The sequence below is a fragment of the Mariniradius sediminis genome (assembly GCF_021491425.1).
Taxonomy (GTDB): Bacteria; Bacteroidota; Bacteroidia; order Cytophagales; family Cyclobacteriaceae; genus Mariniradius; species Mariniradius saccharolyticus.
In genome coordinates this window covers 167,707-188,664 of the sequence record NZ_JAKEVZ010000001.1, presented here as the reverse complement: position 1 = coordinate 188,664, position 20,958 = coordinate 167,707, and the positions used below count along the sequence as shown (strand labels likewise).

The window sequence follows — 20,958 nt, the reverse complement described above, 5'->3', positions numbered from 1 at the left end:
TTAATTCCTCACTCGAATTTCTTCCCCACAATTGATGCGGGCTTGGTCCAAAGCCATGCCGATAAACATGGGGTAGCTCCAACTTTTGTACCTGCCCCATACCTCACCTGCATATTTAGGATAGATTTCATCTACGACCAAAGGGATCAGCGGTTGGGCTTTCTCTTCCAGGAGTCTTAGGGCAATGGCTGCATGGAGGACGGTGGTTTCCTCTTCCGCTTGAAGGTATTTCCCCAATGTTTGATAGGCTTTGGGATCTTCCTTGATTTGGATGAGCATTTTGGCACTCTGAATGGCATTGATTGGAGAAGGGTCATCCAACATGTTTTCCAGTTCCTGAATTAACAAGCTGGAATTCAACCCGGCATATTCCAAAGCAATCAAGCCCCAATATCGGACAAGGGGATCCTGATCCTGCATCCGTTTTAGGGTTGAAGCGCCATCTATCTGCCCTACCAGGTTCATTGCCTCAAGAGTTTTTTCCGGATCAAATTGGGTGTCATCCCTTAAGATTTCATAGACGGAACTTCCTTTTGCCCGGAGCATATATTCAGATTCATTGAGCATTCCAGAATCCCTGTGCTTTACCATCCATTGATCCAGTTCTTTTTGGAATAAACCGATACGTTCCTGATGCTCAGGTTTCATCGCCAGGTTATTCAATTCATAAGGATCTTCTTCCAGGTCATATAATTCAATGGTCATTTTGGGATGAAAGTATTGTTCCATGTGATTAGGCAAGGTCTTTTCATTTCTTGCCCGGTAGATTTCCTCCATGGCCTGTTTGCCTTGGGTGAAGATGATGGCATTTTGAATGTAGGGAAGTTGGGGCAGGTAATGGCGGATATATAAGTATCGCCCATCAGAAACCGACCGCGACATCTCATGACAATCGTCCGCACGGCTTCGGAAGCCAAAATTGTACTGGTTTTTCACTGCATTTGGTCCAAGGAAATTATTGCCTTCCATATAGGACGAAGGGGCTATGCCTGCCAAGCCCAAGACAGTAGGAGCAAAATCCACAAAACCCACCAGGTCATCCACCTGTTGGGTTTCCAGATTGGATACCAGGTGTCGGTATTTTTCCGGTACATGAAGGACGAGGGGAATGTGTAATCCAGAGTTGGTAAGCCAGCGCTTGTGTCGGGGAAGGCCAAAGCCATGGTCGGAAAAGACAAAAATGATGGTATTGTCATACAGCCCGTCGTCCTTGAGCTGTTGGACAAGCTCCCCTACTCCTTGGTCAAATATGCTGATCAGGTCATAGGCATGCGCGATGATTTCCCGCATTTTTGGGGTATCGGGAAAATAGGGTGGAATAGGTGCTTTTGCGGGGTCATGTCTCAGCTTGAGGTCCTTTTTTACCGATTCCGGGTCGTCGTTGTTGGTGGGGCCTTCGTGGGTGATCATAAAATTGACTACCGAGAAAAACGGTTGACCTTCTTTCCTGTTTCGCCAATGGGCATCTTTGCTGCTATCATCCCAACGGCCTTCGGCACTGAAGTTATAGTCTGTTTTGACATTGTTGGAGGTATAATAGCCATGTTCCCGGAGGATTTCGGGGAGGATTTTCAGGTCATTGGGGAGGGGCACATCGGAACGTAGGTGTTGGGTTCCCAAGGAAGTGGCATACATGCCGGTAATCAGCGTAGAGCGGGCCGGGGCACAGATGGGGGAGTTAGCGCTTGCCCTTGTAAAGATAAAGCCATCCGCTGCCAGCCCGTCGATATTGGGTGTAGCAGCGTATTCATCACCATAACCTCCCCAAGCCGGATCAATGTCCTCGGTGGAGATCCACAGGATGTTGGGCGGGGGGAGATCTTTTTGGCTTTCAGAATTGCAGGAAAAGAAAATCAGCGCAGCTAAAAGAAAAAAAGGAAGTAGGATTCTCATGGTGCCTTATCGTTAAAGTCGAGGTACTTAATGCAAAAACAAGCCTTCATGTTTCGATCCTCATTTGATCGACCGGTTACAACGAATGAATATGCAAATTTTTACTTAAGCCCTCAAATGACAACATAAAAACCTTTCTTAGTTTGTCAGGCTTGGAATTTGAAACAGTTTAGGGTGTTTTGGTTCAACTTGTGGGGTCGAAAAAAGACATACACAAGCCTGATCACATAAAGGGTCAGGCATTCATTTATTGTTTAATTGTTCAGATAGGACAGATGGGCTTCCTGACAATTTTTGCATGCTTTGGCACATGCTTGAAGTCCGGTAATCAATTCATTACATGGTTATTCTACTATAAGGTAACAAATCCATTTAACTACCTTAAAAAAAAATAGCAAATACCATTACATCAATCAGCAAGGGGTTTTACCTTATTGACCAGTTCTACCAAGAATTTTCCCGGTTCTTCCAAAAAAGGAACATGCCCACTGTAGTCAAAAGTAATGACCTGCTTAGAAGGAGCAGCGATACTCTCCCAGTATTTTATGGCGGATTCATAGGGTGTATGCAGGTCATGCCTTCCCATCATGAGGATCATGGGTATGTCGAAGCTTTGTGGAAAATCAGGAGCCCCTCCATTGGAAAGGATCCTCCGGCTTATCCATGGCGTACTTTTGGCGAGGTTGTCAATATCTTCAATCGTATACTCAGGAGATAGCGAAGGGAGCGCAAATAAAAGTTCAAAATCGGATTTTCCATACCATCCACCATTAAATTTCCTGGACCATTTGCGTACGGCCAATAGTTTGCCTACAGGAGTCTGTCCATTGGGATTCGGATAGGGGGCCAGCGATTTTAACTCCTCGAGGGCTTCGGTGTTTTGAGCATCTTGGGCCAAGCGGAGCAGGGTTTGGTAAATGACCGCCTCGGGATTTCCCGGAGCCATTTGACCTATTCCGATATAGGCATGCAGCTTGTCGGGAATCCGTGCCGCCATCCTGACCCCAATGCCGGCTCCATAAGAATAGCCCATCAGGAATATTTTCTCCTGCCCAAAGCGAAGCCTCAGGTGTTCCACAAGTTGGTAAGCATCCTGAATCAATGTACCGAACTTAAGCTGTTCTGCGATAAGAGTAGTATCGGTACCCACCCAATTCTTCCCAGCAGCACGCTGGTCCCATTGCACCACGGTGAAATAGTCTTCCCAGGGCCCCTGAAATGCCCAAGCCGTCGGCATCATCGGAGAGGCGGGTCCCCCGTGCAGGAAAAGTAGGATGGGATTGTCGCGGTCCTTGCCGCGGATGCTGATCCATTGTTGGCTGCCGTTGAGGTTGATTTGCTCCAGGGTCTCGATTCCCTTGGGTGTATGGATACGGCGCAGTTCTTGGATCAAGTCCTTTGCCGGGGACATCTCGTCAAGAACTTGGGCGAAGGCGGTGGAAATTGAAAGAAGAAAGACTATTGGGAGAATTCGAATCATGTGTAGCATTTTTTCCTAAAATAAAAAAACCTCCGTTTTATCGGAGGCTTATTTTCAAAGGCTAGAAGGTCACGGACTTTGAGGCCACGGTCGTCGCATTCAGGTTGGGGAAAACCCTTTTGTTGGACACCGGATCTACGTAGTCGTTGGTGAAAAAGGAGTCACCATAGACACGGACGTGGAGTGTTCCCGTGGCGCTGACGCCAAACGAGGTCAACTCGGCTGGGGTGAATGTCTTGCTGTAAGGGGCATCCTGTACGACATAGGTAGGGGAAAAGCCCTTGTAATTGGTATTGGAAACATCCGGCGTATCACTGAAAAAATAACGGATATAGCGCCTGTTGCTGCTGTTGCCTGCAGGTGAGGTGGTGACGGCCGTGACCAGGTTGCCTCCGGTGATACCGAGTTCCACGGCGGTGATGGTCGTGGTGGACACTTTACCCAAAGAGGGCGTGTCGGTAATCGGTGTGGAAGCCGCCTTGTGGTCGGCTACCTTTTTCTTGAACGTGCCCTAGCCGGTTTTTTCATACACCAAGACATAGTTGCCAAAGGGGACATTGGAGAGCTGGAATTTTCCAGCGGCGTCGGTTACAGCCGAAATCGCCGGGCTCGAATTTTCGACGGTGACTTTCATACCGGCGTCTTCCTGTCTGGTTGATCCTTCGTCAAACAACAAAACTGAGCCTGAGATTGTACCCGAAGTCGGAGCTGGATCAAGCGTGTCGGAACCGCATGAAACCAAAAAGCCAAGTAACACTAGGTAGGCAAGAGAGGATTTAATCGTTTTAATCATAATTTTTCATAAATAACTTATAAAAGTATGAAGTTCTTTTCTACCCATAAAACACCCAATAAAATTTCTCAATTAGGTGAGGTAAATACAGTTAAATTCCAAAACCGGGCAAGGTTTCTATCCCCCTTTGCGCTCAAAACCGATAGCCGATCCGCAGGTCCATGTGTTCGGCCACATGACCGTGGGCTTTCATGGAGACACCCAGGGACACGTTGCGGAACGCGCGGTACATCAACAGGTAGCGTTGGTAGAAAGCCGCCGTTTGGTAGTTGTCGGGTTTGTGGAGATACAGGGCCATGCGCTGGCTGAAGTCGAATTTTCCGAACAGGAAATGGTTGGCAACAAAAACGGCCGGCATCAGGGCGGGCGATTCGTTGCTGACCGCATAATCCCCCACGATATCCAAGCCTCCACCGAGGGCATTGATCCGGGAGACGGAACGGTACGCCCCCAGCGCCAAGCCCAAAACCGGCTTTCTGGCCGTAGAACCCGTCACTTCACTCGTGGTAAAACCCGCGTCGATGTAGCCTACCCAATTTTTGGAAATGGGTGCTTTTTCATGGCTGGGCAATTCCGGATTTTGGAGATAGGAATTTATTCCTAAGCCCAGGAGGGGAAAATTCATGCCCTTGTTGGGTTGGCGTTGGCCGCCGTTGGAGATATGGTTGTAGGCAAAGGACAGGTGGGCGGACCAAGTGTCCGAAAAACGGTATTCCAATTTTGGACTGACAAAGCCCAAGAAACTAATCGGAGAAGAGAAGAAGATGTTGTCCGGATTTTCGATGGCATCGAAATATTCGGTCAGATAGCTCACGCCGACCCCGGTGAGGAGGGAGATCCGCAGGCGATTGTTTTGCCAAAGGATGGGCTCAAAGGTCCCCGTGATGCTCGTAGCGGAACCCAAAACAGCGGGATTGGCAAAATTGTAATGGGAAAGCTGTACGCCGAGGAAGTGGAAACAAGCGCAGGCATCCCAATTGGTTTTGTCGGTTTTAAGGACCTGGTAATGCAGGTTGAAGCCGTAGGGATTCGATTCGGATAGGGGCTTCAGTTCGGGAGAATGGGGAATGATAAAGCCATATTGTCCTTCCAGCGAGAAGCGTTTGACGCTCTGGGCATTTGATTCCGCCCAAAGAAAAAGTGCTGCCAGAAATAGTAAGCGTTTTCCCATACCTGTCAATCCTACCTTATGATCCAAAATCAGGCAATTTTGTTTGCGTAAAGTAAAGCAGCTTCATTCTTTTTTTTCAACCACCGTCGGAGATTGCTAACGAAAGGATGGCCAAGTGGTTAGCCCGCTTTGTCTGAAACCAAAAGCTGGCTGTGTATCATGTGCTTTTTGCAGGGAAACTGCCGCATTCTCGTGCCAATTCCTTAAATTCAAAGACCAAACCACAGCATTATGAAAAGACTATTTCTGGGTATCCTCCTCGCCGCATGGATGTTTTCCTGTAATTCGGGCAACAAACATACTGGCGAACAAATAAGTGAAACCCGTGATCTGGATGGGGTATCCCGCCTGAAGATCAATGGGGTGTTTAGCCTCGTCCTTTCCCAATCGGACCAAGCTTCCCTGCGTATCGAGGGCGACAAGGAAATGGCCGATAAACTTCAGGTCAAGCAAAACGGGGACCTGCTCGAACTGAGCATGGAGGAGGGGGAAACGAGTTTTTTCCAGAACAAATCACTGACTGTTCACCTCGCTGTGGCTGATTTGGAGGAATTTACCTTTGAGGGCGTCGGCAATATCAAGACCGAAGAGGCCCTGACCTTGGACAATATCCTCATCAGAGGCAAAGGCGTGGGCAATATCAAGCTGGACATCGAGGCAGAAAGTATCGATGCGGAGTTTAACCTCCTGGGCAATATGGAGCTCAAAGGCAAAGCCACGGACGTGCTTTTGGTGAATGAGGGCATCGGCAATGTGGATGCTTCCGGGCTGATAGCGCAGACCCTGAGCCTCAAGAGCTCGGGAATCGGAAGGGTTTCGGTGCATTGCGAAGAGGATCTGTCCATCGAAGTCAACGGCATCGGGGCCGTGGAATACTCCGGCAATCCCAAGACCGTCAACGAAAAGGTGGATGGGATTGGGAAGGTGACGAGGAAATGAGGGATAAGTACGAAGTACGAAGTTGGAAGTACGAGGGGGGAGGGACGAATGAAATTGTACCAAGAACAAAGTACCAAGTACGAGGTAAGAAGTTAGAAGTACGACGGGGGAGGACGAGGGGATTTGTACAATGTACCAAGTACGAAGTACCAAGTAGGGGAACCCAAAAGCTGTGGGATTCTCCCTCCCTCAAGGGAGGGTTGGGGAGGTTGAAAAGGTACGGGAGCCACATCCATGGACTATCGACTATGGTCTATGGACCAACTATAAGAATAACGAATGATGAACGTCGAACAGTGCCTAGCAGAACCCAGCAATACACCAATAACTTAATAACCAATAACCAAATAACGAAGTACGAGGGGGTTGTACCAAGTACTAAGTACGAAGTACCAAGTAGGGGAAAGTACGAAGGTAGAAGTTAGAAGTATGACGGGGGAGGACGAGGGGATTTGTACAATGTACCAAGTACGAAGTACCAAGTAGGGGAACCCAAAAGCTGTGGGATTCTCCCTCCCTCAAGGGAGGGTTGGGGAGGGTGAAAAGGTACGGGAGCCACGTCCATGGACTATCGACTATGGTCTATGGACCAACTATAAGAATAACGAATAATGAATGTCGAATGATGAATATCGAATGACCTCCGACGGGAAGGTCCAATCCACCAATAACTGAAAGTCTGCCAACTGATCTCTGCGACTGCCGACTTTCCTCCCCTTCCATCGCCATCCAAACCTTTTAGCTTTTTCCCGGTCGCTCTCCCTTTGCAGGCTTCTTCAATTCCGCTTATCTTGCCGCCTTCTAAATCCGAAAAGACTTTATGAGAAACAAATGGTTGCTGATAATGGCGTTTTTCCTTGCTGGAACGGCCATGGCACAGAAGAGCCCTGAGGAATTCTTGGGCTACAAAATGGGCGATCGCTTCACGCCGCACCATCGGGTGGTGGCCTATTTTGAGCACCTCGCGGCCACCCTACCCAACGTGAAGTTGGTTTATTATGGAGAGACCTACGAGCATCGGCCGCTTTTTGTAGCGATTGTTTCCAGCCCTGAAAACATGGCCAATTTGGAAAATATCCGCCTCGACAACCTCAAGCGGACCGGAATGGTCGAAGGCAGTCCTGCTACGCAGGTTGCCATCAACTGGATGCAATACAATGTCCACGGCAATGAGGCTGTGGCCACGGAAGCTGCGATGACGACCTTTTGGCAGGTCGCAGATCCAAAAAATGCGCAGTCAAAGGAATGGTTGAAAAACCAGGTTCTCATTATCGACCCTTGTGCCAACCCTGACGGCAAGGACCGGTATACGATGTGGTACAACCAAAAGCAGAACAGCATTATGCAGCCGGACCCGCAGTCCATGGAACATGCGGAACCTTGGCCAGGCGGCAGACCCAACCATTACCTGCTTGACCTCAACCGGGATTGGGCTTGGCAGACGCAACAGGAGACCCAACAGCGTTTGGCACTTTACCATCAGTGGATGCCACACTTGTTTGTGGACTACCACGAGCAAGGTATCAACGAGCCCTTCTATTTTGCCCCGGCGGCGCAGCCTTTGCACGAGCAGCTTTCGGCTTTCCAGCATGAGTTCCAAGATATTTATGGTAAAAACACCGCCAAGCATTTTGACCAAAACGGCTGGCTGTATTTCACCAAGGAGCGCTTTGACTTGCTGTATCCTTCCTACGGCGACACCTATCCCATGTACAATGGCGCAATTGGGATGACGATCGAAAAAGGCGGTTCAGGACGTGCGGGTGTTGGGATGCTTAATGCCCTTGGCGACACAGTGACATTGAAGGAACGGATTGCCCATCAACATACGGCGGGCATCTCCGCCGTGGAAGTGACGGCGCTGAATGCAGCGAGGCTTACAGATGAGTTTGCGAAGTATTTCCAATCCAACCGCAGCAACCCGCGTGGCAAGTACAAAAGCTTCGTCATCAAAGGTGACCAAAAACCCGAAAGGCTGAAGGCGCTTTTGGCACTTTTGGACAAAAACCATATCCAATACGGCTATGCCAAGGCAGCTTCCGGTCTCAAAGGATTGGATTACAATACAGGCAAGACCGCCACTTTTGCCGCCACCGACAAGGATATCGTGCTCAACGCCTATCAGGCAAAGTCGGTCCTGACCCAGGTGCTCTTCGAGCCAGAGGCAAAACTCCAGGATAGCATTACCTACGATATCACAAGCTGGGCTTTGCCCTATGCCTACGGCCTACAAGCCTATGCCTTGGAGACAAGGCTGGATGCGGGGAAAAAATTTGAAAAACCCGCGTTTACCCCCAATCAGGTGAACGGAACACCCGTGGCCTATTTGGCACCTTGGCATGCCACCCAACATGCGAAGTTTTTGGCGGCTTTGCTGCAGGCGAAAGTACGCGTGAGATATGCCGAGAAGGCATTTACCATCAATGGCAAGAATTACCCATCCGGTACCTTGATCATCCACCGAAATGGCAACCAATATGTGCCCGACTTCGACAAGAAAGTCACGGACATAGCCAACAAATTTGAAATCAGTCTAGAGAGCACAGTATCGGCATATGTGGAAAAAGGCAAGGACTTTGGTTCACCCGAAGTCAGGCCGATCACCGCACCAAAAGTTGCCCTTCTTTCCGGTGCAGGGGTTTCCTCCCTCAATTTTGGGGAAATTTGGTATTTCTTTGAGCAGGAGCTCAAGTATCCTTTGACTGTATTGGATGCGGGAAGTTTGGGCGGTGCAGACCTTAGCAAGTACCAAGTCTTGATTGTGCCCTCGTCTTGGGGAGGTTCACTTTCCGACAACAACCTGAAAAAGGTGATGGAATGGGTTCGTGCAGGCGGTCGCATCATCGCCTTCGAAAACGCCATGAACGCCTTTGCCGACAAGGAAGGCTTTGACCTCAGCAGGTACGATACAGAAGAGGAGAAAAAGGCCGCCGAAAAGACCGAGAAGGATATCCAAAATGTGGAAAGGTTGGAGCCTTATCAGGACCGTGAACGCATGGGCATCGCCACGACTGCGGCGGGCGCCGTTTACCAAGTGAAAATTGACCCTACCCATCCGCTTGGATTTGGATTGGGGGATAAATTCTATACTTTGAAAAACAACGGCAGCCGGTTTGCTTATTTGGACAAGGGTGTCAACGTAGGTATCATTCCCGATGCCGAGGCTTATCGCTTCGGCTATATCGGCAACAAGCTCAAGCCCAAAATGCCAAAATCCATGACCTTCGGGGTGGAAAACCATGGCCGTGGACAGGTGATCTATTTCTCGGACAATCCGATTTTCCGGGCATTCTGGGAAAATGGAAAATTGCTGGTAGCCAATGCCGTGTTTTTGGTAGGGCAGTAGGGGATGAGAAGGTTAAAAAGTTATTAAGTTATAAGGTTATTGGGTTGGAGTTGATGTAGAGATAGCCTTCAGGTATTTTGAGGATCGAATATCCAAAAGTTTTATCAACAAGAATTGTCGGGGAAGGATGGGGCGAACCTATTCTTCCCCGATTTTTTTGAATGGTTTTCGGAAACGGAGTGATAGGACGCAGCTGTCATTGCCTGCCATCCTATCTCTGCCAATTTGCAATTGGCTCAATACCATTACTCACTCTCCGATCCGGACGGGATTACCATTCTCTCTTTCTCTTGTTACTTTTTTTCTTGTCAAAAAAAGTAACCAAAAAAGGACAAGAAAGTCCAATCCTAGGCTATCGCGCAAGGCCCTAGCCGGCCCGGTGGACTTTCATTCCTCCGCGCGATCGATTGAGGTAATTTGTGCAGTTTGAAGAATTGATCACCTCAGCCCCAGTTAGGCCTCACGTTAAAAACAGGCCTCAATTTGTCACCCTAGTGCCGATAGCTATCGGCAGAGGGGGCTATTACACCAGTCAGAATAGATTCCTCGTGCCTACCAATGACAAGAATCCCAACATCAATAGTTCAACCCCTTTGGGGTTGATCCAAATTCGCATCAAACGCTACCCCGGTCCACGATAATTATCGGGAAAAACCCGGGGCTATTCAAGGTTCAACCCCCGTTGGGGGTTTGAGTCTGTTGTCATCTCCTTTCTGTAAATGCCAAATTTTAAAAACTCGGAATGACAAAGGAAGGTTTCACCCTTTTTCTGGCGTAGAGTTCAGGGGATAGGCTTTCCTTTGTCACACCGATCCCGATTGATATCGTGGAGAGGGGTCATTCGGTTGCTAAGAACTGCGATAGATTCCTCGTGCCTCGGAATGACAAAGGAAGGCTTTCAGCGTACAAGTTGTGGATAATCCCGAAAGCAGGGAGATTGATTTTTGACAGAAGGAAATTTACCGAAAGGTTATTATTCCTAAATTCAAGCACCAACCACCAATCCCATGAAAACTTACAGATATTTACCTGCTATCGTCTTTCTGTTGTTCTTGGTTTCCTTTCCCTTGTATGCGCAAAACACCAAAGCGCTCGTCGGAGGCACGTTGATTGACGGCTTCGGCGGGCCGCCGTTGCGGAATTCCGTCATTATCATCGAAGGTGAACGCATCAAGGAAATCGGCCAAGTCGGTTCCATCGAGATTCCGAAAAATGCGGAGATCATTTCCACCGAAGGTATGTCCGTTATGCCTGGGCTTTGGGACATGCACGTGCACCTTATGATCAATGGACACAGCAATTATACCCATTGGGACAGTACCTATATCGGCGTTTTTGAATCAGTCATTATGCCCTCCTCTGCGCATCAACTCTTGATGGCGGGAGTGACCTCGGCCCGGGACCTCGGCGCACCTTTGGAAGCCAGCATCAAGGTCCGTGACCGCATCAACAAAGGCGAAATCCCCGGCCCGACGATCTATGTTTCTGGGCCATTTATCCAAAAGGCCCCCTATCCCGGTACGGAAGCTTTCCGCTGGGGTATCAACGGCGCCGCAGATGCCCGGGCCAAGGTGAAGAAACTCGTGGATGCGGGTGTGGATGTGATCAAACTGATCGACCATGACGAGATGACTTTTGAGGAAGCCAAGGCCGTGGTGGATGAAGCGCACAAATATGGCAAGCCCGTGATTGCCCATTCACACAGGCCGGACGAAATCCGCATTGGCCTCAAGATCGGCGTGGATTGTTTTGAGCATACGGGTTTGGCATCTGCCCCCGAGTATCCAGCCGATATCGTGGCCATGATCAAGGAAAGGACCGCCAAGATGAATATGGGGCCGTTGTTTTGGACGCCCACGGTCGAGGGCCTTTTCAACTACGAGTATACCCGCAACAACCCCGAGAAACTGGACGATCCTTCTTGGCATTTGGGTTTACCGGATTCCATCATCCGCGATATCCGGGCATCTTTACGTTTCCCGGGCAGGATGCCCTACTTCCAACTTACACCTGTGCGCAAGCCGACTTTGGAGAAGAAGTTCAACCAACTCAAAGAATCCGGGGTGGTTATGCTGATCGGAACTGATAGCGGCATTCCGATGAAGTTCCACAGCCAAAGCACCTGGAACGAGTTGGACGTCTGGGTCAACGAGTTTGGCTATGACCCGATGCTCGCAATCAAAGCGGCGACCTATTGGCCCGCAGTTGCCATGAAGGTCGACAAGGACTATGGGACTATTTCCGAAGGAAAATACGCCGATATCATCACCGTCAGGGGAGATGTACTACGCCATGTCGTCCTCCTGCAAAATGTCGATATGGTGATCAAGCATGGAAAGAGGGTGAGGTAGGAGAGTATTGTACGATGTACCAAGTACGAAGTACCAAGAAATGGCGGACTTGAAGACCTTCTAAAGTAATTGATGATGAATTAATAATGATGAATGTTGAATTCGAGTAATCGGAAATGATACGAAATAACGAGCTATGAACTATTCCCACTATGGACCAATATCGAACTTCGAACTCCGAATGATGAATGTCGAATGATGCCACCGTGGAAGCAGCAATACACTAATAACCTAAATCACGAAGTACGAAGTTAGAAGTACGAATGCTGGGACGGGGTCTATGGACTATCGACCAACTATAAGAATAACGAATATCGAACGCTGAGTGATGAATGTCGAATAATACCAACACAGGAACACTAATACACCAATAACTCAATAACTAATAACCAAAAAAAAACGAGTCCATCGCTATGGTCTTTGGACTGTCGACTATGGACTATCCAATAACCAAAAAAAAACGAGTCCATCGCTATGGTCTATGGACTGCCGACTATGGACTATCCAATAACTCAATAACAAATTACCATTAACTAAACGCCTACCATGGCCAAGATCAAGACCACTTTTTTTTGTCAAAACTGCGGAGCACAGAGTCCCAAATGGATCGGGAAATGCCCTTCCTGCGGGGAATGGAATACCTATGTGGAAGAGGTGATCCAAAAGGAGGAAGTTGGACGGGGGACATGGAAAGCGAGTCCTGCCAAAGAGAAAAGGGCAGCCGTGCCGAAGCGCCTGCAGGAGATCAATTTCGAGGAACAACCAAGGACCGTTACCAAAGACGCCGAATTGGATCGCGTCTTGGGCGGGGGAATTGTGCCGGGTTCCTTGGTGCTGATCGGCGGGGAACCTGGAATCGGGAAATCTACGCTGATGCTGCAGATTGCCCTTTCCTTGCCCCAATTGAAGGTCCTCTACGTATCCGGCGAGGAAAGCGAGGCCCAAATCAAAATGCGGGCTGATCGGATGCAGCAGTTTTCCGACAACTGTTATGTACTCTCCGAGACGAATACCCAGCAGATTTTCCAGCAGATCGAGCTATTGGAACCGGACCTCTTGGTGATCGATTCCATCCAAACCCTGCACAGCCAATACGTGGAATCCGCCGCAGGGTCCGTCTCCCAAGTCCGGGAATGTACCGCGGAGCTGATGAAATTTGCGAAGGAGACGGGCGTGCCGGTGTTTCTGATTGGACATATCACCAAAGACGGCTCAATTGCGGGGCCCAAGGTATTGGAACATATGGTGGACACTGTGCTGCAATTTGAGGGGGACAGGCATTTGTCCTACCGGATTTTGAGGACTTCCAAGAACCGCTTTGGCTCGACCAATGAGCTCGGGATTTATGAAATGCGGACGGATGGCTTGCGTCCCGTCGCCAATCCCTCGGAAATCCTCCTGACCCAAAGGGAGGAAATCCTCAATGGCGTGGCCATCGGCGCCATGTTGGAAGGGAACCGCCCGCTGCTGATCGAGATCCAATCGCTCGTCAGTCCGGCGACCTACGGTACACCCCAGCGCAGCAGTACCGGTTTTGATTCCAAGAGGCTGAACATGCTGTTGGCCGTTTTGGAAAAACGTGGGGGCATGCGCCTGGGACAGCAGGATGTTTTCCTCAATGTCGCGGGAGGTCTTCGGGTAGATGACCCGGCTTTGGACTTGGCTGTTTGTGCCTCGCTGATTTCCTCCTATGAAGATCACCCTGTACCAGGGGATCTGTGTTTTGCGGGCGAAGTGGGCTTGGGAGGGGAAATCAGGGCCGTCCATCGTATCGAAAACCGCATCGCCGAAGCGGAAAAGCTGGGCTTCAAAAAAATCATGGTTTCCAAGTATGCCGTAAAGGGCTTGGATCTCAAAAAATTCAAAATACAGATCCTGCAAGTCAGCAAGCTGGAGGAAGTATATCAGCGGATGTTTGGGTAAGTAGGATAAGGAACCCTCCAAGGGTTTCGAACCCTTGGAGGGTTTTCTCTAGAGCGGTATTTTCTCGCCGCTTTGCGTGCCCCTAAAGTATTTATCGCCTTCGATCAGCAATATTTCCCCGTCGATTCCTTCCTTGATATTGGAATCCACGGCAATGATTCTTGCTCGGTGCATCGCGGTGACCCTGCGGAGCGAGGTATGTCCCACGATGATCCGTTGTACATCGAAGTATTTCAACATGCTGTCAATCGTGCTGCCATCTACCTGACCTTCCACAAAATAGCCCCTGTACCAAATAGGGCCATTTTCCCCATTGAGAAAACTGATCGTGTTGCTGAGTTGGCGGGCGGGTCGTTTTGATCCAAGGATATAATTGTAAAACAACTTGTTGGTTTTTTCATCCGTCAATTCCCTGCCCAGGTATTCCGGCGAGATGCCCGCATGGACAAACAGGTAATCATCAATCTTGACCATGGCGGGCCGATTGCGTAGCCAATCCCCCAAGACGGAGTTTTTCCCATACATCTCTTGGATGGTGATGCCCATCAGGCGGGCACTTTGGGTGTATTTTTCATGGAGAAATCGGTTGTCCCCACTGAGGAGCATTTGTTCGTGATTGCCAGCCAGGTAATGAACTTTCCCTCCTGCCGCCGCTGCCTGAATCTCCAAATGATACACGAGCCAAAACGCTTCCGTAACCTGGGTGCCGCGCCCGGCGATATCGCCATTGACCACCAAATGCCCCTCGCCAAATGCCCAGCGATTATTGCCATCGATGACGCCATGTTGGCGCAGCAGCTTGACCATGAGGCCAAATTGCCCGTGGACATCCGATATGACAGCTACTTTTTGGACGTTGGCAAAATGCTGTTGAGGCTCCGGTTTTTCCCTCATCTTCTTTTTGATGATTTCGATACCAGAATCCCATCCGAATAAAGTCTTGAGTTTGTCGGAGCTTAGGTTTTCGGCCGATTTCAGCTGTCCGTCTTCAATCCACTTGGCGTGCAATTTATTGTTTTTGAAGTAGAGGTAGGGCCCTTCGGAAAAACGCTGATCCGCCTGTTGAGCGAGCAGGCTTTGAACAGCCAACATGAAAGCGAAAACAATACTGGGAACGGGGAAAAATTTCATGGCTAAACTGGGTTAAGGGCCAAAACAACCTGAAATCAAGTTAGTGCTAAATATTTGCTTATCAACCTCCTTCATGGATTTAATTGGATGTATTGCTGTAGATTAGGATTAGTAAATTCGGAAAAAACCTAGCAAACCAAGCCTAAAATTTTTCAATACCCGGCGCTGGATCGATGCATGATTGCGGCAATCGTTTTACATTTACGGGCTATGAAGAAAAAGATTGCCCTTGTTACCGGAGGCTTCACCGGAGAATCGGTGATATCCCTCAAGAGTGCTGCCGTCGTCGAAAAGAACCTCGACCATGCCCGATACGACATCTTCAAAATTTTGGTGTATCCGGGGAATTGGTATCATGAAACCAGCAACGGCGATAAAGTCCCGGTAGACCTGAACGATTTTTCGATCCTATTGGGCGGGGAAAAAATCAAATTTGACGGGATCTTCAATATCCTCCACGGTTCACCGGGTGAGGACGGAAAGTTGGCGGGATATTTCGACATGCTGGGAATTCCCTACACCACCTGCGATGCCTTGACTTCGGCGATTACCATGAACAAGGGCTACACCAAGGCTATTGTGCAGGACATTCCCGAACTGCACGTGGCAAAGTCCATGCAGCTTTTTGGGAAGCAGGTCGGACAGGCGGAAAAGATCTTGGAAAACCTCAAACTCCCCCTTTTCGTCAAGCCCAACAATGGCGGCAGCAGCATTGGAATGAGCAAGGTCAAGGAGGCTTCTGCATTGCAGGAGGCATTGGACAAGGCATTTCATGAAGATTCCCAAGTCCTCGTGGAAGAGTTTGTATCCGGTCGGGAGTTTTCGATTGGTGTCTACAAAGCCAAAGGCTGCATTACCGTCCTTCCTGCCACGGAGATAATCAGTAGCAAGGAGTTTTTTGACTTTGAGGCCAAGTATGTGCCCGGAGTTACCGAGGAAATCACGCCGGGCAGGATGTCAGGCGAGGAAGTCGCCCGCGTCAACCGCATTATTGAAAAAATCTACCAAAAGCTCAACTGCAAGGGTTCGGTGCGCGTGGATTATTTCCTCGAACACGGCAGCGGTGATTTCTATTTTATCGAGATCAATACCGTCCCCGGCCAAACAGAGACGAGTTTGATTACCCAACAGGTCAAGGCGACGGGCATGGCGATTTCGGATTTCTATACGCTGTTGATTGAGGAGATGCTGGGGACTGGGAAGTGATCTTGCGGTTCCTCCGCTTTTGTCAAGGGGTATGTGCAGGCTGCGACTTTTTTCGGCAAAACAAAACCTGATACTGTCATTATCTATTGGTTGCTGATTGTCAGCCCCTCATGTGAAAACTCGATGGTTTCGACAGCCACTTCACCGGCATCAGCATTTATGTCTGTGGAACTGATTTTTGTGGGCCATGCGTTAGCCAATGTCCACACCATGGTTGTGTTTCCACCTTCGTCGCACAATTTGATGACCACATTTTGACGTGCGATCGTGTTCATTTTGATCTCCCCGTACCATTCCCAAAAGGCATTGTCGCTTTTGAATATGCCTTTTTTCATGGTCACATTACCAATTTTGGCGATTCCGGGCATTTTGATCGTAGAGAATACTGGACTGTTTACACCTCTGTATTCTATGGGTTGGGCTTCCGCTTCCAGGCCACTTACTTCTTGAAAAGAAACGTCTTTGAAACTGCCCAAATCTATTTTGAAGTAAAACTTTGGCAAAGGCCAATTGCTGTCTTGTGTTTCTCCTGCCATGATCACGAAGGATTAATATTGCCTAAGCTACCCATTTTCTCTAGGGTTTTTGCATTTGTTGTTCAAAAGTAAGCACGATGAATTCCGCAGGTTTGACGATGGCCAATTTGACAGAAACCAGCATCCTACCTTCGAGCACATCCAATCCCGTCATGGTAACACCCAATCCGATCTGAACATCAAAAGCCTCCTCGGGCGAGGCGCCGGCAAGTGCGCCTTGCTTCCATTTATTTGTCAGGAAATTGACAATCATACTCTTTACCGAAGTCCAAGTATTGGATTCATTGGGTTCAAACACATAGGCTTCCAGTGCAAGCTTGATGGATTGCTCGAACATCAATACCGTTCGCCGGACATTGATATACCTCCAATCGAGGCTGTTGCCATCGAGGGTTCTTGCACCCCAAACCAGCGTCCCTATTCCTGCAAAAGTCCTGATGGCATTGATCGATATCCCTGAGATATGAACATTTAGGTCCTCTTGTTCTTCCTGGGAAATCTCGACGGCAGGCCGAATTACGGCATTCAGGGAGATATTGGCTGGGGATTTCCAGACTCCCACGCTATTGTCTACCATGGTGTATATTCCTGCCAACGCCGCAGCGGCGGGCAATAGATTCATCATGATTCTCATTTCTTCCAAGATGGAGGCATAAGTTGGACTGGTTGCCAACAAGCCCTTGTTCAGCTCGTCTTTCTTGCTATTTAAATAGTCGTCGAAATCGACTTCCGCAGATTGCGAAATATGAGGTTGTTTTTTTTGAAATACTGTTCTAAAATGGGCTTCATCCTTCGGGAATTCCCTAAGCAATTTTTTGGCATTTGGCTCTTGAAGGATTGATTCCAAATCTATTTCAGGATCAAGGTTTTTAAAACTCAGTTCCCCTTGTTGGACTATAGTAGTATGTAACCATGGATAATAGGCAGTCCCGTAGCTCAAAAAATCCGCCCCTATTCTCACTCTGAACAAATCTATCGGATCGTCTCCGCCTTTATTTTTAAACCCGTCAAAGAGGTCAAAAATCCCGATCCTGTTTTGCATCTGATTACAATGCGCCAACACCTCCCGGTACACCTCATAGCAATCCTCCCCCAGTAAGGCTGCCTCCGGGATAACAACCAAGGTCGGTTCCTGTTCCTTTTCCAATGAGCGCAAACCCCCGTCAATAGGGTTCCCTTTTTCGTCCTTGCCATGACCCAAAAGTTGGTCTTTTTGGATTTCCAAGGAGTCTTTGCCCTCGTAGGTACCGACTGAGACAATGTAGCAAGAACCTCCCCCATTGGCATAAAACAGCCGGATGCTGTCAAAAAAGAGAAGTTGGTTATGCGGTGCAAATTTGATTGCCATTTCAGCTTCTCCCAACATTCCCTTCTTGCTGTCATTTTCTTGAGGAGATTCAAGTTTGAAAGTTGGGTGAAATCCAGCCCCAAAAAAAGCCATATAATCCGACAAAGATGTAATTCTTGTAGGTCGGTTAAGCAAGGATTTGCCGTTGTGCATAGCCTTTTCCGTGTACCCGATAAATGCGGGTACCGCCGTCGCGACTTCTATAACAGCATTCGGGAAAGCATTTTTCTCCTCTATATAAATGCCTGGAATTTTTTGGGTTTGTGCCATGATGCATTTGGGGAATCATGCTGTAAAAGCTACAAAAAATCAGACGATTAAAATCAGGTTATTTCCCTTTCCGGCGATGGTGATGGTCGGGATAAAAATGGACGATAAAGTCCCCCGAATCCTTTGGACAAAGAATCGTCCTTTGGTGGTGGTTGGGTGGATCCTGGCAATGATATCAAACATTTTATTTGACAAACATTGTTGTTTTCCACAAACCTAAAAGACTATTATTTTCCTTGTCTGCACGCGATTCATATAAGACATGCTGACAAAAAATACTCCTGACGAATTTAGATGAATGACGGCCCCAATTGCATCTTTCGAATTGCCGGACCATATTCTCCGGCCACTTGAGTCGAAAACTGTTAAATTTCCAATGTATTCAGACCGAATATGAATACTTCTGCTCCTGGAAGGATTGGGATAAACATCAAAAAGGTCCAATTCTTCATCTTCAATTCCTGTGACAATGTTTGCCACAAAGCTCTGATTGTCTAATTGGCCAGAAAGTACATTGATCGGTATGGAAACGGGCTCGAAGGTGTATTTTTCTGATTTTGGCGTAATCACGCCCGTCCAACCTTTGGGTAATTCAATCCGATAACTTCCGTCTTCCAAGGTCCTCACTTCACTTGGGAGACCTGTAAGCAGAACATCGTGGACCGGTGATTCCCGTTCGTCTTTGATATATCCTGACAAAAGGTATGTCCCCGTTTCTTTGATAGCCACAAAAACTTGATTGACCAAATCACTTTGAAGATTGGTAACCTGAAGACTATTGGGAACAAATGTATATCCCTCCGCCACAGGAGTAATTGACCCAGTCCAACCTTTAGGTACTTCACCAAAAAACTTTCCGGACTGGTCTACTCTGGTAGTTTCAGGGAATCCCGTTAATGTGACTCCTGGGAAAGATTGGCCGTTTTCATCATTAACTATCCCTATAATGTATACAGAGCCAATTTTTCGAATCAGGAAGTTTTGGTCTACCAAGTCAGACCTCACATCGACGTATAGCATCGAACCGGGATTAGATTCGTAGCCAGTCAATTCGGGAGTGATTGTACCTGTCCACCGTGCCGGCACTTCTCCGACATAGTATCCAAAATCATTGGTATACACGACCTCAGAAAAACCTGACAATGGAATCTGGGCAATAGGTTGGTTACTGACGTCGCTTACCTTGCCCGAAATGAAGTAAGTGCCCGTGTAGGTGCCGACAAAGTTTATATTTTGGGTCGGATTTCGGGCATCCTGTATAGATACAAATGCGGGACTGAACTCATAATTTCCCAAGGTCGGGGTGATCCTGCCGGACCAACCGGAGGGAACCACTACCTCGTATTCTCCATTTGAATTGCTGCGTACAATGTTGTTTTTTGCCTGAATAGTCACTCCGGTCAATGCTTTGCCTTGATCATCGGTGACTTTTCCTGAAAGAATAACCGGAGCCATTAGAGACTGATTGGTGTAATATACACGCTCGTCCAAAAGCTGAACCAAAAATATTTTGCCTGCTGATGATTCATAGTGAAAATTCCTCTCAAACCGATCCGTTTGGCTGATTCCCATTCCCTCTGTCCTCTTTACCCAATTCATGCCTTTATCTGTGGAATAGAAGGAGCCTCCCGAACTCCGAGAACTACTTACAGAACTATACCAGTCACCGTTTTTGGCGAAATGGATTTCATTTAATGTGAGGTCATCCCACCAATTACCAATTTTGCGGACGGACCAAGGCTTCCATGGGGAATCTTGAGAAACATCATTGATATGCTTGACCAAATTCAACCTGGTTGAAAAATTGACATTGGTCCCCGCCACACTTACAACTACAGAATCCTCTGGGGTAATGCTTATGCCAAAGGAATTCAACACTTTGATGATACCGAGATTGTCAACCAACAAAGCGGATTGTCTCCATGTCATGCCCATATCATCTGAAAAATATAATCCTCCTTTACCAGAAGTATTCTCATCCGGCAAGCTGACATAGACTCTGCCATTTTTATCGACTGCGAGTTGTTCTGCTGCGAACAATCCGGTAGGCAGACCTGTATTTCGCGGTTCCCAAGTCTTGATATCACCCCCACTGTAGAAAACGCCATCTCCCACAAATCCTTCCTCATTTGTAAATCCACTGGCAATAAAAAAATACGTTTGGTCTTTGTTCTCTATGATTTTCCTTATCGGATAAATAGTACCCACTCCTACCGAGTCCCAAGTTGATCCTTCGTTTTCAGAAAAAAAGATCTTGCCATTTCCCCCTGCGATCAAAGTCCCCGAAGAAGAAAAAAGTAAGCTTGAAATGTGGGATGAAGCTAATTTTTTCTCCCATTCAAAACCTTCATTGCGCGAAAGCCAAATGCCATCGGCAGTTCCCACCACCAATATTGAATCCTCTCTGGCTGCAAACGAGGTCTTGACCCCACCAGGAAAATCCCTTGTGGTATGCCAAAATTCTTGAGCCATCAGGGAAAATGCACTAACGAGCGGTATGATTGCGGTCAAAAAAAGTAGCTTCATAATATTGATTCCATTTTCTAATTGCACTATTTCACTTAACCTCAA

General features: G+C 48.1%; 14 protein-coding genes. 5 read left to right on the top strand and 9 right to left on the bottom strand.

What is annotated here, in order from left to right:
• The 5 genes from L0U89_RS00790 to L0U89_RS00770 all read right to left on the bottom strand — a co-directional run bounded on the left by L0U89_RS00790 (position 1) and on the right by L0U89_RS00770 (position 5,364).
• Positions 1 to 1,893 carry a sulfatase-like hydrolase/transferase gene (locus L0U89_RS00790; protein ID WP_234859778.1) on the bottom strand — a complete coding sequence of 631 codons (1,893 nt, stop codon included), beginning with the start codon at positions 1,891 to 1,893 and terminating at the stop codon, positions 1 to 3.
• A 409-nt stretch (positions 1,894 to 2,302) separates the two neighbouring features.
• Positions 2,303 to 3,373, bottom strand: a complete 1,071-nt coding sequence (locus L0U89_RS00785; protein WP_234859777.1) for an alpha/beta fold hydrolase — start codon at positions 3,371 to 3,373, stop codon at positions 2,303 to 2,305.
• A gap of 61 nt (positions 3,374 to 3,434) precedes the next feature.
• Positions 3,435 to 3,818: a hypothetical protein gene (locus tag L0U89_RS00780; protein ID WP_234859776.1), complete on the bottom strand. Its 384-nt coding sequence runs from the start codon at positions 3,816 to 3,818 to the stop codon at positions 3,435 to 3,437.
• A 66-nt stretch (positions 3,819 to 3,884) separates the two neighbouring features.
• Positions 3,885 to 4,166 carry a peptidase associated/transthyretin-like domain-containing protein gene (locus tag L0U89_RS00775; RefSeq protein ID WP_234859775.1) on the bottom strand — a complete coding sequence of 94 codons (282 nt, stop codon included), beginning with the start codon at positions 4,164 to 4,166 and terminating at the stop codon, positions 3,885 to 3,887.
• A 133-nt stretch (positions 4,167 to 4,299) separates the two neighbouring features.
• The gene (locus L0U89_RS00770; RefSeq protein ID WP_234859774.1) at positions 4,300 to 5,364 is read right to left on the bottom strand and encodes an acyloxyacyl hydrolase; all 1,065 of its coding nucleotides are present in this window, start codon (positions 5,362 to 5,364) and stop codon (positions 4,300 to 4,302) included.
• Positions 5,365 to 5,568: 204 nt separating this feature from the next.
• Between L0U89_RS00770 and L0U89_RS00765 the strand changes: the two genes are divergently transcribed.
• The 4 genes from L0U89_RS00765 (at position 5,569) to radA (ending at position 13,896) form a co-directional block, all read left to right on the top strand.
• Positions 5,569 to 6,276: a head GIN domain-containing protein gene (locus L0U89_RS00765; protein WP_008624658.1), complete on the top strand. Its 708-nt coding sequence runs from the start codon at positions 5,569 to 5,571 to the stop codon at positions 6,274 to 6,276.
• 820 nt (positions 6,277 to 7,096) lie between these two features.
• Positions 7,097 to 9,622, top strand: a complete 2,526-nt coding sequence (locus tag L0U89_RS00760) for a M14 family metallopeptidase (protein WP_234859773.1) — start codon at positions 7,097 to 7,099, stop codon at positions 9,620 to 9,622.
• 1,007 nt (positions 9,623 to 10,629) lie between these two features.
• Positions 10,630 to 11,973, top strand: coding sequence for an amidohydrolase family protein (locus L0U89_RS00755; protein WP_234859772.1), 1,344 nt, complete (start codon positions 10,630 to 10,632; stop codon positions 11,971 to 11,973).
• A gap of 546 nt (positions 11,974 to 12,519) precedes the next feature.
• Positions 12,520 to 13,896 (top strand): DNA repair protein RadA, encoded by a 1,377-nt coding sequence (gene radA, locus L0U89_RS00750; RefSeq protein ID WP_234859771.1) that lies wholly within the window; start codon positions 12,520 to 12,522, stop codon positions 13,894 to 13,896.
• A 48-nt stretch (positions 13,897 to 13,944) separates the two neighbouring features.
• Here radA and L0U89_RS00745 read toward each other — a convergent pair whose 3' ends face one another.
• Positions 13,945 to 15,027 (bottom strand): metallophosphoesterase, encoded by a 1,083-nt coding sequence (locus tag L0U89_RS00745; RefSeq protein WP_234859770.1) that lies wholly within the window; start codon positions 15,025 to 15,027, stop codon positions 13,945 to 13,947.
• 210 nt (positions 15,028 to 15,237) lie between these two features.
• Here L0U89_RS00745 and L0U89_RS00740 point away from each other — a divergent pair, with 210 nt between their 5' ends.
• Positions 15,238 to 16,233, top strand: coding sequence for a D-alanine--D-alanine ligase (locus tag L0U89_RS00740; protein WP_234859769.1), 996 nt, complete (start codon positions 15,238 to 15,240; stop codon positions 16,231 to 16,233).
• A gap of 83 nt (positions 16,234 to 16,316) precedes the next feature.
• Here the strand turns inward: L0U89_RS00740 and L0U89_RS00735 are convergent, their stop codons facing one another.
• The 3 genes from L0U89_RS00735 to L0U89_RS00725 form a co-directional block, all read right to left on the bottom strand.
• A complete protein-coding gene (locus tag L0U89_RS00735) occupies positions 16,317 to 16,769 on the bottom strand; it encodes a phage tail protein (RefSeq protein WP_234859768.1) in 453 nt (150 codons plus the stop codon).
• A gap of 40 nt (positions 16,770 to 16,809) precedes the next feature.
• A complete protein-coding gene (locus L0U89_RS00730; protein ID WP_234859767.1) occupies positions 16,810 to 18,387 on the bottom strand; it encodes a phage tail sheath family protein in 1,578 nt (525 codons plus the stop codon).
• A gap of 216 nt (positions 18,388 to 18,603) precedes the next feature.
• Positions 18,604 to 20,913: a T9SS type A sorting domain-containing protein gene (locus tag L0U89_RS00725; protein ID WP_234859766.1), complete on the bottom strand. Its 2,310-nt coding sequence runs from the start codon at positions 20,911 to 20,913 to the stop codon at positions 18,604 to 18,606.
• Positions 20,914 to 20,958: the final 45 nt, after the last annotated feature.